20 protein-coding genes are annotated in these 20,288 nt (G+C 72.3%); 7 read left to right on the top strand and 13 right to left on the bottom strand.

Translation table 11 applies throughout. The features are described from left to right. Window positions 1-4 precede the first annotated feature (4 nt). On the bottom strand, window positions 5-244 hold the full coding sequence (locus ACIBSW_RS18695) for a hypothetical protein (protein WP_354726496.1): 240 nt from the start codon (window positions 242-244) through the stop codon (window positions 5-7). A 163-nt stretch (window positions 245-407) separates the two neighbouring features. Here ACIBSW_RS18695 and ACIBSW_RS18690 point away from each other — a divergent pair, with 163 nt between their 5' ends. Next, window positions 408-701 carry a hypothetical protein gene (locus ACIBSW_RS18690; protein WP_354726494.1) on the top strand — a complete coding sequence of 98 codons (294 nt, stop codon included), beginning with the start codon at window positions 408-410 and terminating at the stop codon, window positions 699-701. 49 nt (window positions 702-750) lie between these two features. Here ACIBSW_RS18690 and ACIBSW_RS18685 read toward each other — a convergent pair whose 3' ends face one another. The 4 genes from ACIBSW_RS18685 to ACIBSW_RS18670 are packed head-to-tail and all read right to left on the bottom strand — an operon-like array spanning window position 751 to window position 4,487. Further along, the gene (locus ACIBSW_RS18685) at window positions 751-1,215 is read right to left on the bottom strand and encodes a VOC family protein (RefSeq protein ID WP_354726492.1); all 465 of its coding nucleotides are present in this window, start codon (window positions 1,213-1,215) and stop codon (window positions 751-753) included. 40 nt (window positions 1,216-1,255) lie between these two features. Then, window positions 1,256-2,626 carry a B12-binding domain-containing radical SAM protein gene (locus ACIBSW_RS18680; protein ID WP_354726490.1) on the bottom strand — a complete coding sequence of 457 codons (1,371 nt, stop codon included), beginning with the start codon at window positions 2,624-2,626 and terminating at the stop codon, window positions 1,256-1,258. Window positions 2,627-2,679: 53 nt separating this feature from the next. Next, the gene (locus ACIBSW_RS18675; RefSeq protein WP_354726488.1) at window positions 2,680-3,828 is read right to left on the bottom strand and encodes an acyl-CoA dehydrogenase family protein; all 1,149 of its coding nucleotides are present in this window, start codon (window positions 3,826-3,828) and stop codon (window positions 2,680-2,682) included. A gap of 2 nt (window positions 3,829-3,830) precedes the next feature. After that, window positions 3,831-4,487 (bottom strand): TetR/AcrR family transcriptional regulator, encoded by a 657-nt coding sequence (locus ACIBSW_RS18670; RefSeq protein WP_354726526.1) that lies wholly within the window; start codon window positions 4,485-4,487, stop codon window positions 3,831-3,833. 115 nt (window positions 4,488-4,602) lie between these two features. Between ACIBSW_RS18670 and ACIBSW_RS18665 the strand changes: the two genes are divergently transcribed. Beyond that, window positions 4,603-7,545 carry a crotonase/enoyl-CoA hydratase family protein gene (locus ACIBSW_RS18665; protein WP_354726486.1) on the top strand — a complete coding sequence of 981 codons (2,943 nt, stop codon included), beginning with the start codon at window positions 4,603-4,605 and terminating at the stop codon, window positions 7,543-7,545. Between the two features lie 36 nt (window positions 7,546-7,581). Further along, entirely contained in the window at window positions 7,582-9,192 is a 1,611-nt protein-coding gene (locus ACIBSW_RS18660) for an acyl-CoA synthetase (RefSeq protein WP_354726484.1), read from the top strand. A 51-nt stretch (window positions 9,193-9,243) separates the two neighbouring features. Here the strand turns inward: ACIBSW_RS18660 and ACIBSW_RS18655 are convergent, their stop codons facing one another. Then, window positions 9,244-9,522: an excalibur calcium-binding domain-containing protein gene (locus ACIBSW_RS18655; protein WP_354726482.1), complete on the bottom strand. Its 279-nt coding sequence runs from the start codon at window positions 9,520-9,522 to the stop codon at window positions 9,244-9,246. A gap of 205 nt (window positions 9,523-9,727) precedes the next feature. Continuing rightward, window positions 9,728-10,501 (bottom strand): P-loop NTPase, encoded by a 774-nt coding sequence (locus ACIBSW_RS18650; RefSeq protein ID WP_354726480.1) that lies wholly within the window; start codon window positions 10,499-10,501, stop codon window positions 9,728-9,730. A 148-nt stretch (window positions 10,502-10,649) separates the two neighbouring features. Between ACIBSW_RS18650 and ACIBSW_RS18645 the strand changes: the two genes are divergently transcribed. After that, window positions 10,650-11,186, top strand: a complete 537-nt coding sequence (locus ACIBSW_RS18645) for a hypothetical protein (RefSeq protein ID WP_354726478.1) — start codon at window positions 10,650-10,652, stop codon at window positions 11,184-11,186. On the opposite strand, the gene ACIBSW_RS18640 is transcribed toward ACIBSW_RS18645, so the two are convergent. The 4 genes from ACIBSW_RS18640 to ACIBSW_RS18625 form a co-directional block, all read right to left on the bottom strand. Continuing rightward, complete coding sequence (locus ACIBSW_RS18640) at window positions 11,117-11,632, bottom strand: DUF523 domain-containing protein (protein WP_354726476.1); 516 nt, start codon at window positions 11,630-11,632, stop codon at window positions 11,117-11,119. The genes ACIBSW_RS18645 and ACIBSW_RS18640 overlap by 70 nt on opposite strands. Further along, window positions 11,626-12,069: a hypothetical protein gene (locus ACIBSW_RS18635; RefSeq protein ID WP_354726474.1), complete on the bottom strand. Its 444-nt coding sequence runs from the start codon at window positions 12,067-12,069 to the stop codon at window positions 11,626-11,628. Before ACIBSW_RS18635 ends, ACIBSW_RS18640 begins: the two co-directional genes overlap by 7 nt. A 40-nt stretch (window positions 12,070-12,109) precedes the next feature. After that, window positions 12,110-12,889: an enoyl-CoA hydratase/isomerase family protein gene (locus ACIBSW_RS18630; protein WP_354726472.1), complete on the bottom strand. Its 780-nt coding sequence runs from the start codon at window positions 12,887-12,889 to the stop codon at window positions 12,110-12,112. Window positions 12,890-13,021: 132 nt separating this feature from the next. Continuing rightward, the gene (locus ACIBSW_RS18625; RefSeq protein ID WP_354726470.1) at window positions 13,022-14,032 is read right to left on the bottom strand and encodes a hypothetical protein; all 1,011 of its coding nucleotides are present in this window, start codon (window positions 14,030-14,032) and stop codon (window positions 13,022-13,024) included. Between the two features lie 257 nt (window positions 14,033-14,289). Here ACIBSW_RS18625 and ACIBSW_RS18620 point away from each other — a divergent pair, with 257 nt between their 5' ends. The 3 genes from ACIBSW_RS18620 (at window position 14,290) to ACIBSW_RS18610 (ending at window position 18,676) form a co-directional block, all read left to right on the top strand. Further along, window positions 14,290-16,536, top strand: coding sequence for an AfsR/SARP family transcriptional regulator (locus tag ACIBSW_RS18620; protein WP_354726468.1), 2,247 nt, complete (start codon window positions 14,290-14,292; stop codon window positions 16,534-16,536). Next, window positions 16,533-17,588, top strand: coding sequence for a hypothetical protein (locus ACIBSW_RS18615; protein WP_354726466.1), 1,056 nt, complete (start codon window positions 16,533-16,535; stop codon window positions 17,586-17,588). Before ACIBSW_RS18620 ends, ACIBSW_RS18615 begins: the two co-directional genes overlap by 4 nt. Window positions 17,589-17,803: 215 nt before the next feature. Continuing rightward, entirely contained in the window at window positions 17,804-18,676 is an 873-nt protein-coding gene (locus ACIBSW_RS18610) for a winged helix-turn-helix domain-containing protein (protein WP_354726464.1), read from the top strand. Here the strand turns inward: ACIBSW_RS18610 and ACIBSW_RS18605 are convergent. Together ACIBSW_RS18605 and ACIBSW_RS18600 are read right to left on the bottom strand one after the other, a co-directional pair. Next, a complete protein-coding gene (locus tag ACIBSW_RS18605) occupies window positions 18,673-19,791 on the bottom strand; it encodes a winged helix DNA-binding domain-containing protein (protein ID WP_354726462.1) in 1,119 nt (372 codons plus the stop codon). The genes ACIBSW_RS18610 and ACIBSW_RS18605 overlap by 4 nt on opposite strands. A gap of 11 nt (window positions 19,792-19,802) precedes the next feature. Continuing rightward, window positions 19,803-20,252: a DUF4396 domain-containing protein gene (locus tag ACIBSW_RS18600; protein WP_354726460.1), complete on the bottom strand. Its 450-nt coding sequence runs from the start codon at window positions 20,250-20,252 to the stop codon at window positions 19,803-19,805. Window positions 20,253-20,288: the final 36 nt, after the last annotated feature.

The following is a 20,288-nucleotide window of genomic DNA, read 5'->3' as shown; positions in this document are numbered from 1 at the left end:
TCGACTACTTCCGGGGCCAGATATACACGGCTGCGATCACGAGGGCCATCGCCGTGATGACGCCGGCCACTGTGATGGCGTACCGGACGGTGGCGTCCGGCGTGCCCCACTCACCGGCAACAGCCACCAGGGTGCCTGTTGCGGTGGCGAAACTCCCGGCGGCCAGCAATCCGGCCTTCACCACACCGGGCCGCGGATCCGGTTCCGGCCGGTCCGGCACCTGCTTCGAGGCCACGGCGGTCATGTCGTTCTCCTACATGTCTGCGCCAGGACGGGTAAAGATCGACCGTTCCCTTTCAGCCTAACGAAGCCCGTGCCCCTGCTTTTCTGGCCTGCAATTTACGACATCCGCTGCGGCGCATGCGCCCAGCCGGCCCCGGTGGATCATGGCAAGCTAAGGTGCCCGCGTGTCAACTGCCGAAGAAGCCCTCGCGGCCGCTCGTGACAGGTCCGAATACCGGGCGGGAGTCTGGGCGTTTCGGGCGATGTTGGTGATCGCAGCGGTGCTTCTGCCGAACATCGACCTGTCCTTCCTGCCGCGCTGGACCGCAAACCTGCTCATGCTCGCCTTTCTGGTGATCGCGTTCTATGGCAACCATCAGCTCCGCCGAGCCGGTGTGAGTGTCAGTGGCATGTCGAAGGGTTCCTGGAGCCGGCGCGGGATGGTCTACCGGGACGTGCTCGGACTCGGCCGGCGATAGCCACGAAGCCCCGGCTCTCTGAGGCGGGGCTTCGTTGGGGAGTGGATGATCAGTCCAGGCAGAACTCGTTGCCCTCGGGGTCGGTCATCACTATGAAGCCGGCGCTCAGCGGTGGCGCGGGGTCGTCGCGGCGTACCCGCTTCGCGCCCAGCGCGACGAGGCGGTCACACTCGGCCTCCAGTGCCGCCATCCGCTCGTCGCCCTGCAGCCCGGGAGCCGCCCGGACGTCGAGGTGGACCCGGTTCTTCGCGACCTTGTCCTCGGGCACCTGCTGGAAGAACAGCCGGGGGCCGTTGCCGGTCGGGTCCTCGATGGCCGATCGCGAGTTGTGCTGCTCCTTGGGCACGCCGATCCGTACGAGGAAGTCGTCCCACGCGGCCAGCGGGTCCGCGCCCTCGGGCAGCTCGACCCCGGGCGGCCCGGGGTGCACGTAGCCCAGCACGTCGCGCCAGAACGAGGACAGCGCGCGCGGGTCGCGTGCGTCGAAGGTGACCTGGATGTCTTTTGTGTCCATGGCACCCACCCTGCCACCGATTGCGGTCAGAACAGGACCGTTATCGGCGATGGAACCTGTTCAGCGCGGCCTCCAGCAGCGGCAGGGCGCGCAGCACCTGACCAGAGCGGATGAGCACGTCCCAGACCGGCTCGAACTTCTTCCAGCCGCCCGCGTACGCGAGATGGCGCAGGCGGTCGCCGCCCGGCTTGCCGGCGGCGCCGCGCCAGATGGCGGGCCAGGTGTAGAAGTCCCGGTACGCCCGCCAGTAGCCCGCCTCGAGCTGCTCGGCACTCATCCCGCGCGGCCGGTGCACGACGTGCCGGGTGTCGTAGAGGTCCCAGTCGCGGTGCACCATCCGCCCTGCCGCGTCCATCCGGCGGAACAGCGCGGTGCCCGGGTACGGCGTCATGATGTGGAACGTCGCGGTCTCCAGGCCGGTGGCGACCGCCCAGTCGACCGTACGGTCGAAGACGTCGGGTCCGTCGCCGTCCATGCCGAAGACGAAGCTGGCGTTGATCATCGCGCCCGCGTCGTGCACCCGCCGCGCGACCGCCTCGTAGCTGCGGCCGACGTTCTGCCGCTTGCGCTGCTCGGCCAGGTTGGCCTCGTTGATCGTCTCGAAGCCGACGAACACGCTGCGCATCCCGGCCGCGACGGCCTTCTCCAGCAGGCCGGGCGCGAGGATCGCGTCGACGGTGCTGGCGGCCTGCCATACCCGGCCCATGCCGGCCATGCCGCTGAAGAGTGCCTCGGCGAAGCGCCGGTTGCCGAGCAGGTGGTCGTCGAGGAAGTACAGGTGCCGCCCGGGCAGCCGCTCGATCTCGGCGAGGGCGTCGTCGACCAGCTGGGTGTAGAAGGACTTGCCGCCGGTGAAGAACGCGTCCTTGTAGCAGAAGTCGCAGTGGTGCGGGCAGCCGCGGGACACGACGATCGAGTTGGGCACGAGGTAGCGCTCCCGCTTGATCAGGTCGCGGCGGATCGGCGGCAGGCCCTTCAGGGTGCGCTCGGTGGAGGCGTACCGGCTCGCGGGCGCGCCGGCGCGGAAGTCGTCCAGGAAGCGCGGCCAGGTGTCCTCGCCCGGGCCGAGGAAGATCGCGTCGGCGTGCGCGGCGGCCTCGTCGGGCAGGGACGTGACGTGCAGCCCGCCGAGCGCCACGAAGACGCCGCGCTCGCGGTACCGGTCGGCCAGCTCGTAGCTGCGCCGCGCCGAGGTGATGTACACCTGGATCACCACCAGGTCCGGCCGGTCGTCGGCGACCTGCGAGTCGATCCGCTCCACGTGCTCGTCGAGGATCCGCACCTCGTCGTCGTCGCGCAGGTAGCCGGCCAGGGTGGCCAGCCCGAGCGGCGGGAACAGCGAGTACTTGACCGGCCGGAAGAGCGGGCTGGTCGCCTCGGTCAACGCGGGAAGAATCATCGTCACACGCATGCCGGAAACGCTAGGCAGCCGATGTGGAGAATCGGCGCGCCCGTTGTGAAGGCTTAGCGGTCGTAGCCGAAGAGCTTCGCGGCGAGGTCGGTCATCACCTCGCTGGCGCCCGCGCCGATGCCGAGGATCCGGGTGTCGCGGTAGTGCCGCTCCACCTCCGTCTCGCGCATGTACCCCATCCCGCCGTGCAGCTGCACGGCCTCGTCGACCACGTACTTGCAGGCCTCCACCGCCGCGTTCTTCGCCAGGCACGCCTCGGCGGCGACCTGGTCGCCGGCCGCGTGCCGGGCCGCGACCAGCCGGGTGTACGCGCGGGCGAGCTCGATGCGCTGCCGCATGCCGACGAGCTTGTGGCGCACCACCTGCCGGGCGATCAACGGCTTGCCGAACGTCTCCCGGGCGCGTGCGTAGCCGAGCGTCAGGTCGAGGCACCGCTGCGCCACCGAGTACGCGTGCACCGCCGCGATGATGCGTTCGGGCACGAACACCTGGGCGATCAGCATGAACCCGCCGTTCTCGGCGCCGATCAGGTTGCGGGCGGGCACCCGGCAGTCGGTGAACGACAGCTCCGCGGTGTCCGAGCAGAGCCAGCCCATCTTGTCGAGCCGGCGGGACACCGCGAAGCCGGGCGTGCCCTTCTCGATGACGAGCAGGCTGATGCCGGACGCGCCGGGGCCGCCGGTGCGGACCGCGGTGGTGACGAAGTCGGCGCGGGTGCCCGAGGTGATGAACATCTTGGCGCCGTTGACTATGTAGTCGTCGCCGTCGCGGACCGCGGTGGTGCGCAGCGCGCCGACGTCCGAGCCGGCGTCCGGCTCGGTGACGCCGAGCGAGCACACCACGTCGCCGGCCAGGGCGGGCCGGACGAACCGGTCGATCAGCGCGGGGTCGCCGGACGCGATCATGTGCGGCAGGGCGATGCCGTGGGTGAACAGCGCGGCGTGGCAGCCGGACGATCCGCCCGCCTCCAGGAACGCCTCGGTGGTGACGACCGTGTCGACGGTGTCGCCGCCGTCGCCACCGTGCTCCTCGGGGAAGCCGACGGCGTACAGCCCGGCCTTGGCGGCGCGGCGGTGCAGGTCACGCGGGATCTCGCCGGCCCGCTCCCAGTCGTCGAGGTGCGGCGCGATCTCACGGCGTACGAACTGCGCGGTCGACTGGCGCAGCGCCGTCCGCTCGGGGGTCTCGAAGGGATCGTCCATGATCAGGTCTCCTTTGCACCGCGTTCGACCAGGGTCTCCGGATCGCGCCGGCCGAGCAGGATGGCGCCGGCGCGCTTCCAGCGCCGGATGAGCACCTCGCGCTGGGCCAGGTCGCCGCTGACGATGCCGGTCATGGCCAGGCCGGTCAGCACCTCGAAGCTGAGCTGCACCACGGTCGCCAGCCGCGGGTCGCCGGGTGCGGGGCCCTGCAGCAGGTGCCGGGCACGCTCGTGCAGCACCCCGAACAGCTCCTTCTCCACCGGCATCAGCGCCGCGCGCAGCTCGGCGTCGGTGCGGGCGGCGGTCCACAGTTCCAGCGCGGCCCAGAACAGCGGCGAGGAGAAGTGCCGCCACATGATGTCGATCAGCGCGTCGAACTGGTCGGTGCCGCCGGGCGCGGTGGTCCGGACGGTGGCGACCTCGGTGGACAGCACCTCGAGCCGCCGCCGGGCGAGGTGCTGCACGGCCGCGACGAGCAGGTCCACCTTGGTCGGGAAGTGGTGCAGCAGCGTGCCCCGGGGCACGTCGGCCAGGGCCAGCACCTCCGCCGTCGTGGTCTCGGCGTAACCGCGCTCGACCAGGGACTGCACCGTCGCGTCGAGGATCTTCGACCGGGTCGCCTCGCGGCGCTGCGCCTGGGTTCGCCGGCCGGTTTCCATCACGGCACTTACCGTACGCCTTGACGGTTAGTTCGGTCCACTCCAAGATCTCGTACGGGTTGCCGTGACCCAGGTCACTGACATACCGTCACGCCAGACTGTTAGGGGATCTTCGATGCGTCCGTACGCGCGGCTCCGCGCCGGCCTCGCCGTCGGCCGGGCGATGGCCGCCACCACGCTGAGCCGCCTGATCCGGCGGCCGGCGCCGCCCGTCGTGCTGACCGCCGTGGAACAGCCGCGCGTCTTCGCGTACCCCTATGTCGCCGCGGCCGAGATCGCCGCGGACCCGGACCGGATCTTCGCGGTCCTCGCCGACCCCGCCCGGATGGGCGACTGGCTGGTGCTGCACGCCGGCTGGCCGGCGCAGCCGCCGGCCGGCCTCGTTCCCGGCGAGCGGATGACGCAGCGGGTCAAGCTGATGGGCGTGCCCAGCGACGTGCGCTGGACGGTCACCGGCATCGCGCCGCCGCGGACGGTCTGGCTGGACGGCACCGGGCCGATGGGCATCACCGTCGGGTTCTACCTGTCCGTCGCGCCCGCCGCGGGTGGCGCGCTGGTGCGCTGCGACGGCGGCGTCGAGGGCGGCACGGCCGACGGGCCGCTCGGCTCGATGCTGGCCCGCAACCTCGCCGAGGCCATGCAGAAGTCCCTGGAGAAGCTGGCCACCGCCGTCGGCGAGCAGGCGCCGCCGGTGCCGCGCCCGGCCGCGCGGGCCACACCGGGGCGGCCGCCCCGCACCCGGGGCGCGCCGATCCGCCACGAGCGCAGCGGCCGCGACCTCGACCCGTGGACCCCGGTCATCGTCGGCGTCGGGCAGGTGTCCGACCGCTCCACCGAACCGCGGGGCGCGGACCCGGTGTCGCTCGCCGTGCGCGCGCTGCGGCTCGCCGCGCGGGACGCCGGCGCCGGCGACGAACTGCTCGCCGCCGCCGACTCGGTCGGCTACGTCGCCAGCGTCTCCTGGCAGTACCCCGACGGCGCCGCGCTGATCGCCGAGGCGCTCGACGCCCGGCCGGCGGAGACCGTGCAGACCGGCCTGCTCGGCGGGGACGGCTCGCTGCGGCTGCTCAACGACGCGGCCGCCGCGATCGCCGCCGGGCACGTCTCGGTCGCCCTGCTCGGCGGCGCCGAGGCCGCCGCGACCGCCGCCGCCGCCGAACGCGCGGGCCGCGACCTGGCCTGGCCCGGACAGCGCGAGGGTACGGCCCCGGCGCGCACCATCGGCGTCGACACCGTGCCGAACAACGACGCCGAGACCGCGGCCGGCCTGGTCGCGCCCATCCACCTGTACGCGCTGATCGAGTCAGCGATCCGCGGCCGTCTCGGGCTGTCCCGCGACGAGCACCGCGCCCGGATCACCGAGCTCTGGTCCCGGTTCTGCGACGTGGCCGCGACCAATCCGTACGCCTGGCTGCCCGGCCGCCGCACCGCCGCCGAACTGGGCGCACCCGGCGGCGCCAACCGCCCGATCGCCGCGCCGTACCCGAAGCTGCTCACCGCGCATCTGCAGGTCAACCAGGCCACCGGCATCATCGTGTGCAGCGCGGAGGCCGCGCAGCGGGCCGGCATCGCACAGGACCGGTGGGTGTTCGCGCACGCCGGCGCGCACGCCACCGACGAGTGGTACGTCACCGAGCGCGCCGACCTGGCCTCCTCCCCCGCGATCGCCGCCGCCGGGCGGGCCGTGCTCGGCCACACCGGGCTGTCCATCGACGACGTCCGCCACGTCGACCTGTACGCCTGCTTCCCGTCGGCGGTACAGATCGCCGCCGCCGAGCTCGGCCTGCCGATCGACGACCCGGCCCGCCCGCTCACCGTGACCGGGGGCCTCACGTTCGCCGGCGGGCCCGGCAACAACTACGCCGGCCACGCCGTCGCCAACCTGGTGCCGCTGCTGCGCGCCGACCCGGACGGGTACGGCCTGGCCACCGCCGTCGGCTGGTACCTCACCAAACACGCGATCGGCGTCTTCTCCGCCCGCCCACCCGAGCGCGGATACCGCGACATCGACGCCGACCTGCGGCTGCCCCGGCCCGCCGCCCGCAAGACCGGACCGGCCGGCACCGGCACGGCCGTCCTCGAGGCGTACACCGTCCCGTACGGCCGCGACGGCGAGCCCGAGGCCGGCATCGTCACCGCGCTCACCCCGGACGGCGCGCGGGTGGTCCGCCGCACCCGCGACCGCGCGCTGATCGAACGGCTGCTCGCCGAGGATCCGCTCGGCTGGCGCATCGACGTCACCGGGGACGGCTTCACCGTCGCCGACACCACGCCCGCGCCGCTGCCGCCGGCCGGCGAACCGCCCGTACAGGTGGAGTGGCAGGGCCCGGTCACCGTGATCCGGCTGAACCGGCCCGCCGTCCGCAACGCCGTCGACCTGGCCACCGCCCGTGCCCTGGAACGCGCCGTCGACGCGTTCGAGGCCGACCCGGACGCCCGGGTCGCCGTGCTGACCGGCGGCGACACCGTGTTCTGCGCGGGCATGGACCTCAAGGCCGCGGCGCGCGGCGAGTATCCGGTCACCGAGGGCCGCGGCCTGCTCGGCCTCACCGCCCGGCCGCCCCGCAAGCCGCTGATCGCCGCCGTCGAGGGCGCGGCCGTCGCCGGCGGCTGCGAGCTCGCGCTCGCCGCCGACCTGATCGTGGCCGGCGAGGACGCCGCCTTCGGCATTCCCGAGGTCCAGCGCGGCCTGGTCGCCGCGGCCGGCGGGGTGCTGCGGTTCGCGCGGAGCCTGCCCCGTGCCACCGCCCTGGAACTCGCGCTCACCGGCGAGCCGATGCCGGCCCGCCGGCTGCACGAACTCGGGCTCGTCAACCGCGTCACCGCACCCGGCAAGGCCCTGGAGACCGCGCTCGAACTGGCGCACCACATCGCCGCCAACGCACCGCTGGCCGTGCTCCTGTCCAAGCGCATCGTCGACGAGCACGGCGACTGGAGCACCGCGGAGGCGTTCGACCGGCTCTCCGGGATCGCCGGCGAGGTGATCGCCTCGGTGGACGCCGCCGAGGGCGTCCGCGCGTACGCCGAGAAACGCGCACCCGTCTGGACCGGCCGCTAGCTGCTCGCACCCCCCAACCGAACGAAGGTGTCGTCCATGATCAGGAACACGCTCGAACACCTGCACGCCGTCGGCCGTATGCACCAGATCGGCATCATCAACCTGCTGCGCCCCGACCGGCTGCTGCGCGCCGCCGTGAACAACGCCCGGCTCGGCCCGCAGGCCGCCCTGATCATGAAGGCCGCCGCCGAACACCCCGACGCCCCGGCCGTCACCGACGAACGCGGCACCCTCACCTACCGGCAGCTCGACGAGCAGTCCAACGCCCTCGCACACGCCCTGAACGGCCTCGGCCTGCCGGAACGCTCGGTCGTCGCGGTCCTGGCCCGCGACCACCGCGGCCTGCTACTCGCGATCAGCGCCACCGCCCGCGCCCGGCTGCGCCTCGCGCTGATGAACACCGGACTCGCCAAGCAGCAGCTGATCGAGGTGGCCGCCCGGGAGAAGGTCCAGGTCGTGCTCTACGACGAGGAGTTCGCCGACGTCGTCGACGGGCTGCCGGACACCATCACCCGGTACGTGACCTGGGGTTCCGCTCCCGGTACGTCGATCGACGAGCTGATCGCCGCGCACCCCACCACGGCGCTGCCGCTGCCCGAGCAGCCCGGCGGGTTCATCATCCTGACCAGCGGCACCACGGGACTTCCCAAGGGCGCGCCGCGCACCAAGGTGTCGCCGCTGGCCAGCGCGCTGATCGCGGACCGGATCCCGTTCCCCCGCCAGGGCGCCGCGGTGATCGCGTCGCCGCTGTTCCACAGCACCGGATTCGGCGCCTGGACCGTCGGGCTCTCGCTGGCCAACCACGCCGTGCTGATGCGCCGCTTCGACGCCGAACACATCCTGCGGCTCATCGCCGAGCACCGCGCCGAGATGCTGGTCGCCGTGCCCACCATGCTCACCCGGATCCTGTCCCTGGGACCCGAGGTGATCGGCAAGTACGACACCACGTCGCTGCGGACCGTCTTCGTCGCCGGTTCACCCCTCGCGCCCGAGCTGACCACCCGCTTCCAGGACATCTTCGGCGACGTCGTGCACAACGTGTACGGCTCGACGGAGGTCGCCGTCGCCTCGGTCGCCAAGCCCGACGAGTCCCGGCGCGCACCCGGCACCGTCGGCCGCCCGCCGGTCACCGTCCACGTCGCCCTCTTCGACGCCGAGGACCGCCGCATCACCAGGCCCGGCGAGATCGGCCGGGTCTTCGTCCGCACCGGCATACCCTTCGAGGGCTACACCGACGGCCAGCGCAAACAGGTCATCGACGGCCACATGGCCACCGGCGACCTCGGCCACCTCGACGCCGAGGGCCTGCTCTTCATCGACGGCCGCGACGACGACATGATCATCTCCGGCGGCGAGAACGTGTACCCCCTGGAGGTCGAGAACCTGCTCGCCCAGCGCGAGGACGTGGTCGAGGCCGCCGTGATCGGCGTCGACGACGCCGAGTTCGGCACCCGCCTGCGCGCCTTCGTCGTCCTGACCGACGACGCTCCCCGCGACCCCCAGCAGATCAAGGATTTCGTACGCGCGAACCTGGCCCGCTACAAGGTCCCCCGCGACGTGGTGTTCCTCGACGAGCTACCCCGCAACCCCACCGGCAAGGTGGTCCGCCGCCTGCTGCCCACCGGCCCGCTGCCGGAGCCCAGCTGACTCCCAGCACGGGATGAGGGCACCACCTGCCCTCATCCCGTTGCGGGCGGGTCAGCGCTTTTCGCAGGCGATGCCGTCCTTGTCGCGGTCCGACTTCTTGTTCGCCTTGTACAGGGCGTTCGACACCTTGAAGTTCGTGACCTTCTTCGTGCTGCCGCGCACCTTGTCCTTCGCACCCTTCTTGCCTACGCCGTGCTTGTAGACCTTGTTCAAGGCGGTGCAGTTCTTGTAGGTCTTCGCCGCGGCGTGGACCGGGGTGGACACCGCGGCCGAGGTGCCGGCGAACGCGAGCGCGCCCACCAGCAGACCCCGAACGATCTTGTTGAGCATGGGACTCCGTATCTTCGGTGGAAGGTCGAAACCGGACGCTACCGACCGGACCACCGAGATGACCATCGACCGTTTCAGCCGAGGAAGTCAGCCACTCCGCTGGTCACCGCGCCCATGACGCGGAACCCGACGCGCACGGGTACCGGGGCGAAAGTGAACAGATTCGGACCAATGCCGGCCCTGCCGAGGACGCGCACCGGAACGGTCACGCCGCGATGTGCGCAGCCACCGCAGAGAGGACCGGGGCGATGTCGGCGGTGGTGATCGCCGCGTTGGGCCGGAACGGGAGTCGCGCGAGTCGTTCGACGCCGGCGGCCCAGATGGTGCGCTCGGCGGGTGCCGGCTTGTGCAGTTCGGTCCGCTCGCCGCAGCAAGGGCACTCGAAGTAGGCCATGTTCTCCACCCCGCCCAGCACCGGCGTCCGAACCTCGCGCAGCGTGCTGAGCGCGCGGCCGGTGTCCAGGTGGGAGACCTCGGCCGGCGTCACCACGAGAATCGTGGCGACCCTCCCGGCGCCGGACAGGACTCCCTGCTGGGTGAAGCTGATGCCCGGGGGAAGATCCACGACGAGGACCTCGACGTCGCCCCAGTTCGTTTCCTTGATCAGGCGACCGAGCAGAAGATCGCTCAGGTCCGACCCGAGCGCGAGCCCCTGGCTGCCGGCCATGAGAAAGCCCGCCGACGCGACCTTGAGGCCGTCGATCTCCATCGCTTCCAGGCCCGGGCCGTCCCGCCCGTCGGGCGCCCAACCCGCAAGGGTGACCGTCCTGGCCGGGACGTCGCGGCGCAGCCCGAGCATGCTCGGGACGTCGGGTCCGGCGATGTCGGCGTCGACCAGTCCGGCCCGCAGACCGCCGCGGGCCAGTTCGCGCCCGAGCGCGACCGCGACGCTCGACTTGCCGACGCCGCCCTTGCCGCTGGCCACGGCGATGATCGGCAACTGCTCCAGCGATGGCCGGGAGGATCCGAATACACCCATGCGGCAACGGTACTTACCTCAGCGCGCGACAACGGGGTTCTTGACAGCCGCTTCAACCATCAAGGCATGAGGCTCACGGAGGTTTCCTGCTTCCGTCGCCGCGCAGACGATGAATCTGATTCTCCCCGGCGCGCGAAAGGGCAGAAGATTGATCTTCAACGTCGCTACTCTGATCGTTTCGGTCGCCGCTCTGGCCATCTCGGCCTGGGCCGCGATACGACAGCTGAGGCTGGTTCGCGGATCCAGTGATCTGAAGCTGACGGCCGAGATTCTGGTCGGCCGCTTCGGCAGCAAGGACTTTCAGGTCGATCAGCGGTACGTGCTCGAGCGCCTGGCACAGGAGCACGATCCGGCCCTCGGGATCAGCGGCCTTCCGGAGCCGGCCGCCGCGGCCGCGTGGAACGTGGGGTTCATGTTCGAGAACCTGGGGATGATGACGGTTTTCGGGCTGGTCGACCGGCGGATCGTCCTCAGTATCGGCAACTACCGGATCCAGCGGAGCTGGGAGGCGCTCGAGCCGTTCATCCGGGCCGAAAGGAGCATTCGGGACGCCCCCTTCCTGGACTTCTTCGAGAACGCCTACGTCGAGGCCCGCGCGACGTCACCGCGCGACCTCTACCGGTCGCTGGGCCTCAAGGAGTCACGCTCCAGCTCCGCCAGCGTGGACGCCGCCCGGTCCAGCTGATCGTGGGAGAACACCGGGATACCCCGCCTGCGCAGCGCCTCGGCCGCGACGCCGCTCCCGGCGACGGTGACGCCCGCGAAGGTTCCGTCGTGGACATAGGTGCTGCCGCAGGTCGGGCTGCCGTCGACCAGGACGGCGAGGCCGACGCCGGCCTGCACCGCCCGGTCGACCGCCCGTTGCGCCGCCGCCCTGAACAGGTCCGTGACGTCACGGCCCGAGGCCTCGCGGACCCGGGCGCGGCCGTCGAGGACGTCGGCCGCGCTGCCGCCGACGATCTCGGCCGGTTCGCGCGGCACCGGGAACCCGACGGCCACCTCCGGGCACAGCGACACGAGGCGCCCCTCGGCGGCCCACCGCTGCCAGATCGGCGAATCGACCGGTACCCCGGTCTCGTTGAACCGCAGCGGCGCGCCGCCCAGGCAGCCGCTGACCAGAACCCTCAACATGGCCAGGTCGGCGGCAGCGGTTCCGCGTCCGGGTCCGGGCCGTACGGGCCATGACCGGCCCGGAGACGGCGAAGGGTGTTGACGACGGAGGCGAGCACGCCCTCGAATTCGCGGGGCTCCGCCGAGAGCGGTCCCCCGGTCCGATCCGGTTCCTGCTCGACGGCGAGGTCGCGGATCACCCACCGGTCGGCCGCCTGTTGCTCGAGGACGGCCTGATAGATCTGATGTCCGGTCCAGGAGCGCCACAGCCGCAACACGCCGGCGTCGTCGAGCTGAGCCAGCCAGCGGACCTCCATGTCGAACCGGCCGAGGCCGTCGCGCAGGAGCTGCCTCGTGTCGGCGTCGACGACCAGGCCACAGGGCCGCGGAACCGCGGTCAGCCGCAGGCCCGGGAGCGTCTTGGTGTCGTCGGTGAAGTGCGGTCGCCGGTCGGTCACGCCGACATTCGACCACAACGCCGGATCGCGCGGGTGCGGGCTACTCGCCGCGGAACACCGGGGTACGCCGTTGCAGGCTCGCCTCGATGCCCTCGGCGCTGTCGCGGGTCGACCACAGCTCGATCTGCTCGGCCAGCTCATGGTCGAGCGCCTGGCGGACCCGGGCGGCCAGGTCGCCGCGCAGGGTGCGCCGGATGGACCGTACCGCCAGCGGCGCGGACCCGGCGAGCTGCAGCGCCAGCTCCCGGGCGGTCTCGCGCAGCAGTCCCGGCGCGGCGAGCCGGTCGGCGAGGCCGATGCGTACGGCCTCCTCGCCGCCGACCCGGCGCGCGGTCAGCAGCAGGTCCGCCGCGTTCTGCCGGCCGACCAGTTCCGGCAGCGTCACGCTCAGGCCGAACCCCTGGTGGAAGCCGAGCCGGGCGAAGTTCGCCACGAACCGCGTCGAGGCCTCCGCGACCCGGAAGTCGGCGGCGCACGCCAGGCCGAGCCCGCCGCCGACGGCGCTGCCCTGCACCGCGGCGATGATCGGGGTCCGCACCTCGAACAGCCGGGCCGCGCACCGGTACAGGCCCTGCGCCGCGGCCGGGCGGTCGCGGACGAAGTCGCCCTCGCCGAGGTCCGCGCCGGCGCAGAAGTGCTTGCCCTGCGACGCCAGGATGATCACCCGGCAGGCGGGGTCGTCGTCCAGGGCCGACGCGGCGTCGACCAGCCGGGTCAGCAGAGCCTCGTCGACGTGGTTGGCGGGCGGCCGGCGCAGCTCCAGCAGGGCCACGCCGTCGTCGACGGTGACCGACAGGTCCGTGCTGGTTTCCGAGCCCACTGCGTGCCTCCGCGGGTAGCGACTGACTGTCAGCTCACCCTGCCACAGCGCCGGAACGCCGCGTGGCCGGACGCCCGGCTGTGCCGAACACAGGGGCGAGGTCCCCCATGCACCTCGCCCCTGTGCCGGCCGTTACTGGCAGCTGAAGAAGACGCCGCCGCGCGGGATGACGACGCCGCTCTTGGGGCTGTGGATGAACACGCACAACCCGAACTGGGTGAAGGCCGCCGCGGGAGCGGAGAAGCTCTGCCGGCCGGCGGGCTCCTGGTACCAGTAGTAGCCGTAGTGCCGATAGATGTAGGCGTCGGTTCCGTTGACGAACGTCCGGAAGTTCCCGATGGAGTCGTACGCCACGCCGGGAGCCTGATAGGTGGTGCCGTCCCCGTCCAGTTCCCCCCAGCCCTGCCAGGTGAAGCCGCCGGGATCACTCATGTTGCGGTAGATCCGGTTGTCGGTGCCGCGGACCGTCAGGGCGATCGTGCGCCCGTCCGCCATCAGCGCGGCTGCCGGCGCGTCCGGTGTGGCCCCGTCGCTCGGACTGGGGTCCCACTCCCCCTGCCAGCCCCCGCCGACATGGTGACGTTGGTATACGCGATCGTCGAGTCCCCTGATGAACAGATGAATACGGTTCTGCCCCCCAGCGGATTCGAAGACCGCGCTCGGGGCGCTGTAGGTGAGGCCGCTGTAGGCACCGCTGAAGTTCTTGAGGATCGGCTGCCACGGAGTCCACTTCACATAATTCGACGGCGTGCAGCCGATGCCGGTGCGCTGGGTGAAATAGACCCGGTTGTCGGTGCCACGCACGAACAGGAACAGCCCGCCGGGGACCAGCACCGCGGCCGGCGCCGAGAGGGTGTAGCCGTTTCCGGGAACCTCGCACCAACCCGCCCACGAGTTGGCGCCGGTTCTGCGGTTTCGATAGATCTTGTTGTCCGTGCCTCGGACGAACACCTCGGCGGTGTCTCCGACCACCGCCGGCGTGTCGACCGTGAGGATGGCGCCGGGCACCTCGGCCCAGGCACCCCATGCGTAGGCGGGCGCCGGGGTGACGAGAACGGTCCCCCCGATCACCATGATCCCGCTCAGCACCATGCCCAAGAGCCGCTTGAGTGCGGGCCTGGCCTTCGACCGTTCTGCTGACACCGACTACCTCCCCGGGATCGCCGCGACGGCCGCTCCGCCGTCCGGCAGCTCGTCATGCCCGGCCAGTGTGGAGAGGACCGGTAGCGCCGTGGCAGCGCGGCGGTAAACGCATCGACCGACGTCACGGTCGGCGGACATCGCGGATCGATGCTCGCCAGTCCCGATCCTGACAAGGGGTCGACAGGTCCTCCGGCGCGGTGCACGCTGCTAGCCAGCAGGGCAGCATTCGCTGCCGGGTGCGGCGGTCGGGGGGCCGTGTGATCGAGTTCGGGGTGTTGGGTCCGCTGACCGTGCGCCGCGACGATGCGCCGGTCGTCGTCAACGCGGCCATGCTGCGCGGACTGCTGGCCCTACTGCTGCACCGGCCCGGGCAGCCGGTCTCCGTGGACACCATCGTGGAGTCGTTGTGGCCCGGCCGGCCGCCGGCGACCGCGCGCAAGACCGTCCAGGTCTATGTCGGCCGGCTCCGCAGGACCCTCGGCGACGAGGACCGCATCCGTCACGGCCCGGGCGGCTACACCATCACCGTCGCGCCCGGCGAGCTTGACACCGCCCGGTTCCGCGCGCTCGTCGACGACGCCCGCGACGCACACCGGCGCGGCGAGGTCGCCACCGCCGACGCCACGCTCACCGAGGCGCTGGGGCTGTGGCGGGGCACCCCGTTCGCCGACCTCGGCGGCGCCGGCGCGATGGCCGAGGAGATCCGCCTCCTCGAGGAGCAGCGGCTGACCGCCCTCGAACTGCGCGCCGCGGCCCGCCTCGACCTGCGCCGCCACCACGAGGTGGTCGCCGACCTCGTCGGCCTGCTGCCCGCGTACCCGTACCACGAGCGCCTGGTCTCGTACCTGATGCTCGCGCTGTACCGCAGCGACCGCCAGAGCGAGGCGCTGGACCTGTACCGGCGCACCCGTGATCAGCTCGCGGACGAGCTGGGCATCGAGCCCGGCCCCGCGATGTCGGGGCTGCAGCGGGCGATCCTGCGCAACGACGGCAGACTCGGGAACCTCGGCGCGAACGACCTCGACGCAATCACCTTGCCGCCGCCGCGGCCCTCCGGCGCGACGGCCGCGGCGTCGGCGCGGGCCGGTGCGGCACCGCCACCACCATCGGAGGTACCCGCCGGGCGGCGCTCGCCGCTGTCGCGGGCGTTGACGGCCGCCGTCGTCACCGCGCTCACCCTCGGCCTGCTCGGCGCCAGCATGCCGGCGGCCCGGCCGCGGATGACCGGCCTGTTCAACATCGTGCTCGCCCCGTTCGCGTGGTCGGGGCCGGTGCAGGAGCAGGTGGCGAGCCGCCTGCAGGTCGGCCTGCACCGGGAGTTGAGGTCCTGGTCGGACGAGGTCGCGGCGATCCAGCTGCGCGGACCGGACCGGATCGAGGTCGTCGACCCGGAGGCGGGCCCGGGCCGCGGCGATGCGCTGGGCCGGGTCGCGCGCGAGCACGGCGCCGACGTCGTGGTCACCGCGCGCCTGCACTCCGCGAACGGCAGGCTGACCGTCGCGATCGAGCTGCTGATCACCGACCGCACGTTCGGCGAGACGCCGGAGTTCGTCGGCCTGCACGACATCAGCATCACCGAGCCGGCCGACGTCCTCGCGCGCAACCTCGAGATCAACGAGGAGCTCACCGAGGCGACCCTGCACTACCTGAAGGCCGTCGTGGCGTTCGTCCGCGGCCTCGGCGACTATGCGCTCGACGACTTCGCCGGCGCCGAGGACAGACTCCTGACCGCCGACGCCGAGTTCGACCGGGTCGACGAGGCCGCCGGCCACCGGACGGTCCGGCGTGACGTGCTCTACCTCATGCTCGGCAACGCCGTCGGGCGCGACGACAAGACCCGGCTCGGCCAGGCCGCCGACTACTACCGGCTGGCCCTGTCGCGGAACCCCGCGTACACCCGGGCCCGGATCGGGCTGGCCGAGGCCACCCGGGCGGCCGCCGGCTGTCAACCGGGCCGGACCCGCGCGGAGCCCCTCGGCCACGCCATCGACGACTACAGCGCCGCCCTCACCAGCGCCGACGGCGACGACCCGGCGGTACGTGGCCTGCTGCGGACGAAGGCCCGGCTCGGCCTCGGACTGACCTACCAGTGCCTGACCGCCGCCGGCCTGGGCGACCACTGGGCCGACGCCGACGCCGAGTTCCGGGAGATCCTGCGCCTGCGGCCCGCCGGCCGGCCGATGGACGGCAACGCCCGGCACTCCCGGCTGCTCGCGGCGGAGGCCCGGGCCGGCCAGGCACTCACCGCGTTCCTCACCGCGGACGGACCCGGCGCCGCCCGGTACGGCGGCTACCCGGCCGCCGCCGCGGCGTACGAGGACGCGCTGCGCCTGCTGGGCGGCATGGACGTCGAGCGGCCGACCATGGTGGAGCGGGAGCTGGTCTACCTGCGCAACCTCCGCTCGGTCTACCGGGCGATGGACGCCGGGACGGAGCTGCGCGGCGTGGACGGGCGAATCTCCGCCGCGACCGCGCGGCTCGCGACGATGGCGGACTCGCGATGACCGGTATCGGGCGCTCGTTCCTGGTCAACCGGAGCCGCTACCTCGCCGCCCTCGCGGGCTTCGTCGTGGCGGCCACGGCGACCGCCGTCTCGCTGAGGGTCGACTCCGAGCACCGATCCGTGCGCGGGGTGCCACAGCCTCCCGCGGTCGCCCCGTCCGGCCCCGTCCAAGTCGCGCCCACCGGGAGCACCACCGCGACCCAGGGACCCATACCGGGGACACCGCATCCACCGGCCCTGAATCCGACCCGAACGACTCCGCCCACCGGCGGCACGACCTCAAGCCCCCCGGCGCCTGTCGCAACCACCCAGGCGCCTACCACCCAGACGCCCACCACCCCGGCGCCTACCGCCACGTCGCCGGACGCGGAGGAGCCGGAAGACCTGCTCAAGCGGCGCGACTCCCTTCCGGAAGGCGTTCCCGAACAGGTGTCGTTCTTCATGGGCGGCGGCTCGGACTGCTTCGGGCAGGAGTCCGGGTCGCCGTACATCGCTGGGGTGGCGGAAACAGCGGAGATTCCGACGGGAATCGTTCTCTGTTTCCACGGCTTCGATCACCAGCCCGACGGCACCGGTTTCAAGCCGCTGGACGTGACCATTGCGGCGCCTTCCGGTGCCGTCACCACGATGACGCTGCTGCCGACCGGGAACTACTACGCGACAAGGTTCCCGGTCCTGCCGGGCGACCCGCTCGGGAAGTACCAGGTAACGGCCAGACAGGAGAAACTCGAGGCCGGCCTCGGGTTCACGCTGACACGCGGGAGCTCGCCGCGCTTCTGGCTCGACGCCCCGCACAACGAACCCCGCCTCCTCGGCACCGACCTCGACCTGTATCTCGGCGGTTTTCCGGCGAACCGGCCGGCCCGTTTCCACCTTTACGATGCCCAGTCACGCCTCTACCGCACGTCGTTCACCGTCGCCGTCGACGCGATCGGCGAGGCACACGCGGTGATCGACACGAAGTCCGACGATCCCCCGGGCTGCTACGGAATCATCAGCGACCTGACACAGCAGCCGGGCAAGGAGATCAAATACCGGTTCTGCCTCCGATAGCGATGCTGCACCCGCGCTGCCTTGCACAGCGGTTACCGTCCTCACACTCGGTCAGGCATCCTAGGAACCTAGTTGCTTCGGTCCAGGCCAGGCCGGCGATGTGGGCTCGCCAGGACGGCACTTTCGTCGGGTTTCTGCCGTCGCGCCGCCCGATATGCTGCTGCTGGCTGCCGCACCGCCGCAGTCGAGGACCGCTGCTCTGTGGGGATTTCGAGATGACCGACGGCTCGTCCGCCATGCCGCTGCGGTTCGAGATCCTCGGCTCGGTCCGCGCCTACCGGGGCTCCGAACCGGTGGACCTCGGGCCGCCCCGGCAGCAGGCGGTCCTCGCCATGCTGCTGCTGAACGCCGGCCGGCCCGTGCCGCTGCCCCGCATCGTCGCCGCGCTCTGGAGCGGCGATCCGCCGGAGAACGGCGTCGACGTGGTGCAGCGCTACATCGGTGCGCTGCGCCGGGCCCTCGACCCGCAGCGGACGTCGCTCATCGCGCTGACCGACGGCGGGTACCTGCTCCGCGCCGACGAGAACGCCGTCGACGCCGAGGTCTTCCGCGCCGCGCTGGCCCGGGCCCGCACCGAACACGGGACCGACGAGATCCGCCGGGCGCTCGAGGGCTGGCGCGACGAGCCGCTGGCCGGCCTCACCGGGCCGGTCTTCGAGGCCGCCCGCGCCCGGCTCAACGACGAACGCGCCACCGCAACGGACCTCCTCGCGGTGCCCGCCCCCACAGATCCGGTCAAGGCGGCACCTAACCCCACCCGACCGATCACGGCGGAACCCATCCCCACCCGGCCGGTCACAGCGGAACCAACCCCCGCCGGATCGGTGGTGGCACCTGCCGCCACCCGACCGACCACGGCAGAACCAACCCCCGCCCGGCCGGTGACGACGTCACCCGCCCCCACTCGGCCGATCACGGCAGAACCTGCACCCACCCGACCGATCACGGCGGAACCTGTCCCCACCCGACCGATCACGGCGGAGCCTGTCCCCGCAGGGCCGGTCGCGGCGGAGCCCGCCTACCCCGCGCCGGTCGACCCCTGGGACGGGCACCGGCTCTTCCCGCCCGATCCGCTCTCGATGACCTAACGGCCGTCGGCCGAGGCCCACTTCACCACCAGCTCGAGGTCGCCGCCGGCGATCCTGGCCGCCTCCGCGGCCAGCTCCGCCTCGGAGACGTCGCCCGCCTCCGGGAAGAGCGTGACGTCGAGGGTGTCGCCCTGCTCCCAGACCCCGGCGACCCGCCCGCCGGCCACCACGACGGGCGAGATCCAGCCGGCCGCCCTGCTGACCAGCGCCCGCCGGTGCGGCGCGATGATCCGCTCGTCCCGGGTGCCCGGCCCGAGCACGAACTGGTCGAACGCCGGCAGCAGGCGAACCTCGGTCATCGGCCCGGCACCGGCGATGTCCTCGAGATCCCCGGTTCGGGCGTACGCCGCCACGCCGTCCACCGACACCTCGGTGATCTCGCCCGACCGGGTCAGCGCGGCGAACCAGCCCCGCAGCGCGGCCTTCCTGGTACCGCCGCGGATCAGCCACTGGTCGAAGGCGTCCATCGTGGCCGGACCGTATGCGCCCAGATATGCCGGGATGACGCGCCGGGCCGCCTCGTCGGGCTCCGGCAGGCCCGGCCAGTCCTCGAGCCACGTCTCCGGCGCGGTGAAAGTGATCTTGTTACCGTCGTTCGGCCCGTTGCACAGCAGGCCCTGCCACGCCAGCGGCTTGAGGACCGCGCCCCAGCCCGAGCCGAGCGGCCCGGCGAGCGAGTCGTCCCCGGTGCGCCGCACGATCTCCGCGGCTAGCTGCTCCCGGGTGAGGGTCCGGCAGTGCAGGGCCGCGCGGGTGGCGTCGGCGATGGCGGCCATCTGGGCCGCGGTGGCGAAGGTCTTCTGCCAGGACGACTTCTCCCAGGTGCGGGCGGCCGCCATCAGGCTCAGGCAGGCGGGCGCGTCCCCCGCGCTCAGCAGGTGCAGCGTGCCCCGCATCGCCCAGACCTTGATCAGCCGACGGTCGTCGAGGGCCCGGCGCGCCCCACCCGTGGCCGGCGTCGGAAGACGCGCCGCGATGGCCTGTTCGGCGGCGGACGCGACCTGCGCCTGCACGCCGCACAGCCGCTCGACGACGCCCTCGGCGTCGGTCCCCCGCGGCCGGTCGAGGAGCTGCCGGCGCATCCGCCACGACAGCACCCGATCCCAGGTCAGCATCCCGATGCCCCTCAGTGTGCGTGATGGTGTTGGTGCACCACCGCGTGACCCCTGCCCCGCGAGATCATCCACCGGTTCACCGGGGTGGTCAGCACGAACGCCACCACCAGCGAGAACGCCAGGGCGCCCCAGAACAGGGCGCTGGTCAGCCCGGCGTCCATCGCGCCGGGCACCGCGACGATGACCGCGTTGTCGATCAGCTCCATCACGGCGATCGAGACGGTGTCGGCCGCCAGCGCGATCTTCAACGCACCCCGGAAGCCGACACCGGCGCGCAGCACGCCCCGCATGGTCAGCGCGTAGCCGAACACGAACGCCAGGGCGATCGAGAGCACCACCGTGGCGGCGTCGTGCAGCCCGGCCGCGGTGCCGATCACCATGCCGAGCACCTCGCCGATCGCGCAGCCGGTCAGGCAGTGCAGCGTCGCCGCCGCCGCAGTTCCCCAGGTCGCCTGTGTCATGCGGGCCAATATACCCCCCTGGGGTATATCTCGCAA

Origin of the sequence: Actinoplanes sp. NPDC049668 (assembly GCF_044465445.1) — a bacterium.
Classification (GTDB): Bacteria; Actinomycetota; Actinomycetes; order Mycobacteriales; family Micromonosporaceae; genus Actinoplanes.
Note: the sequence above shows the minus strand (reverse complement) of the source record. Positions and strands in the feature narration are given on the sequence as shown.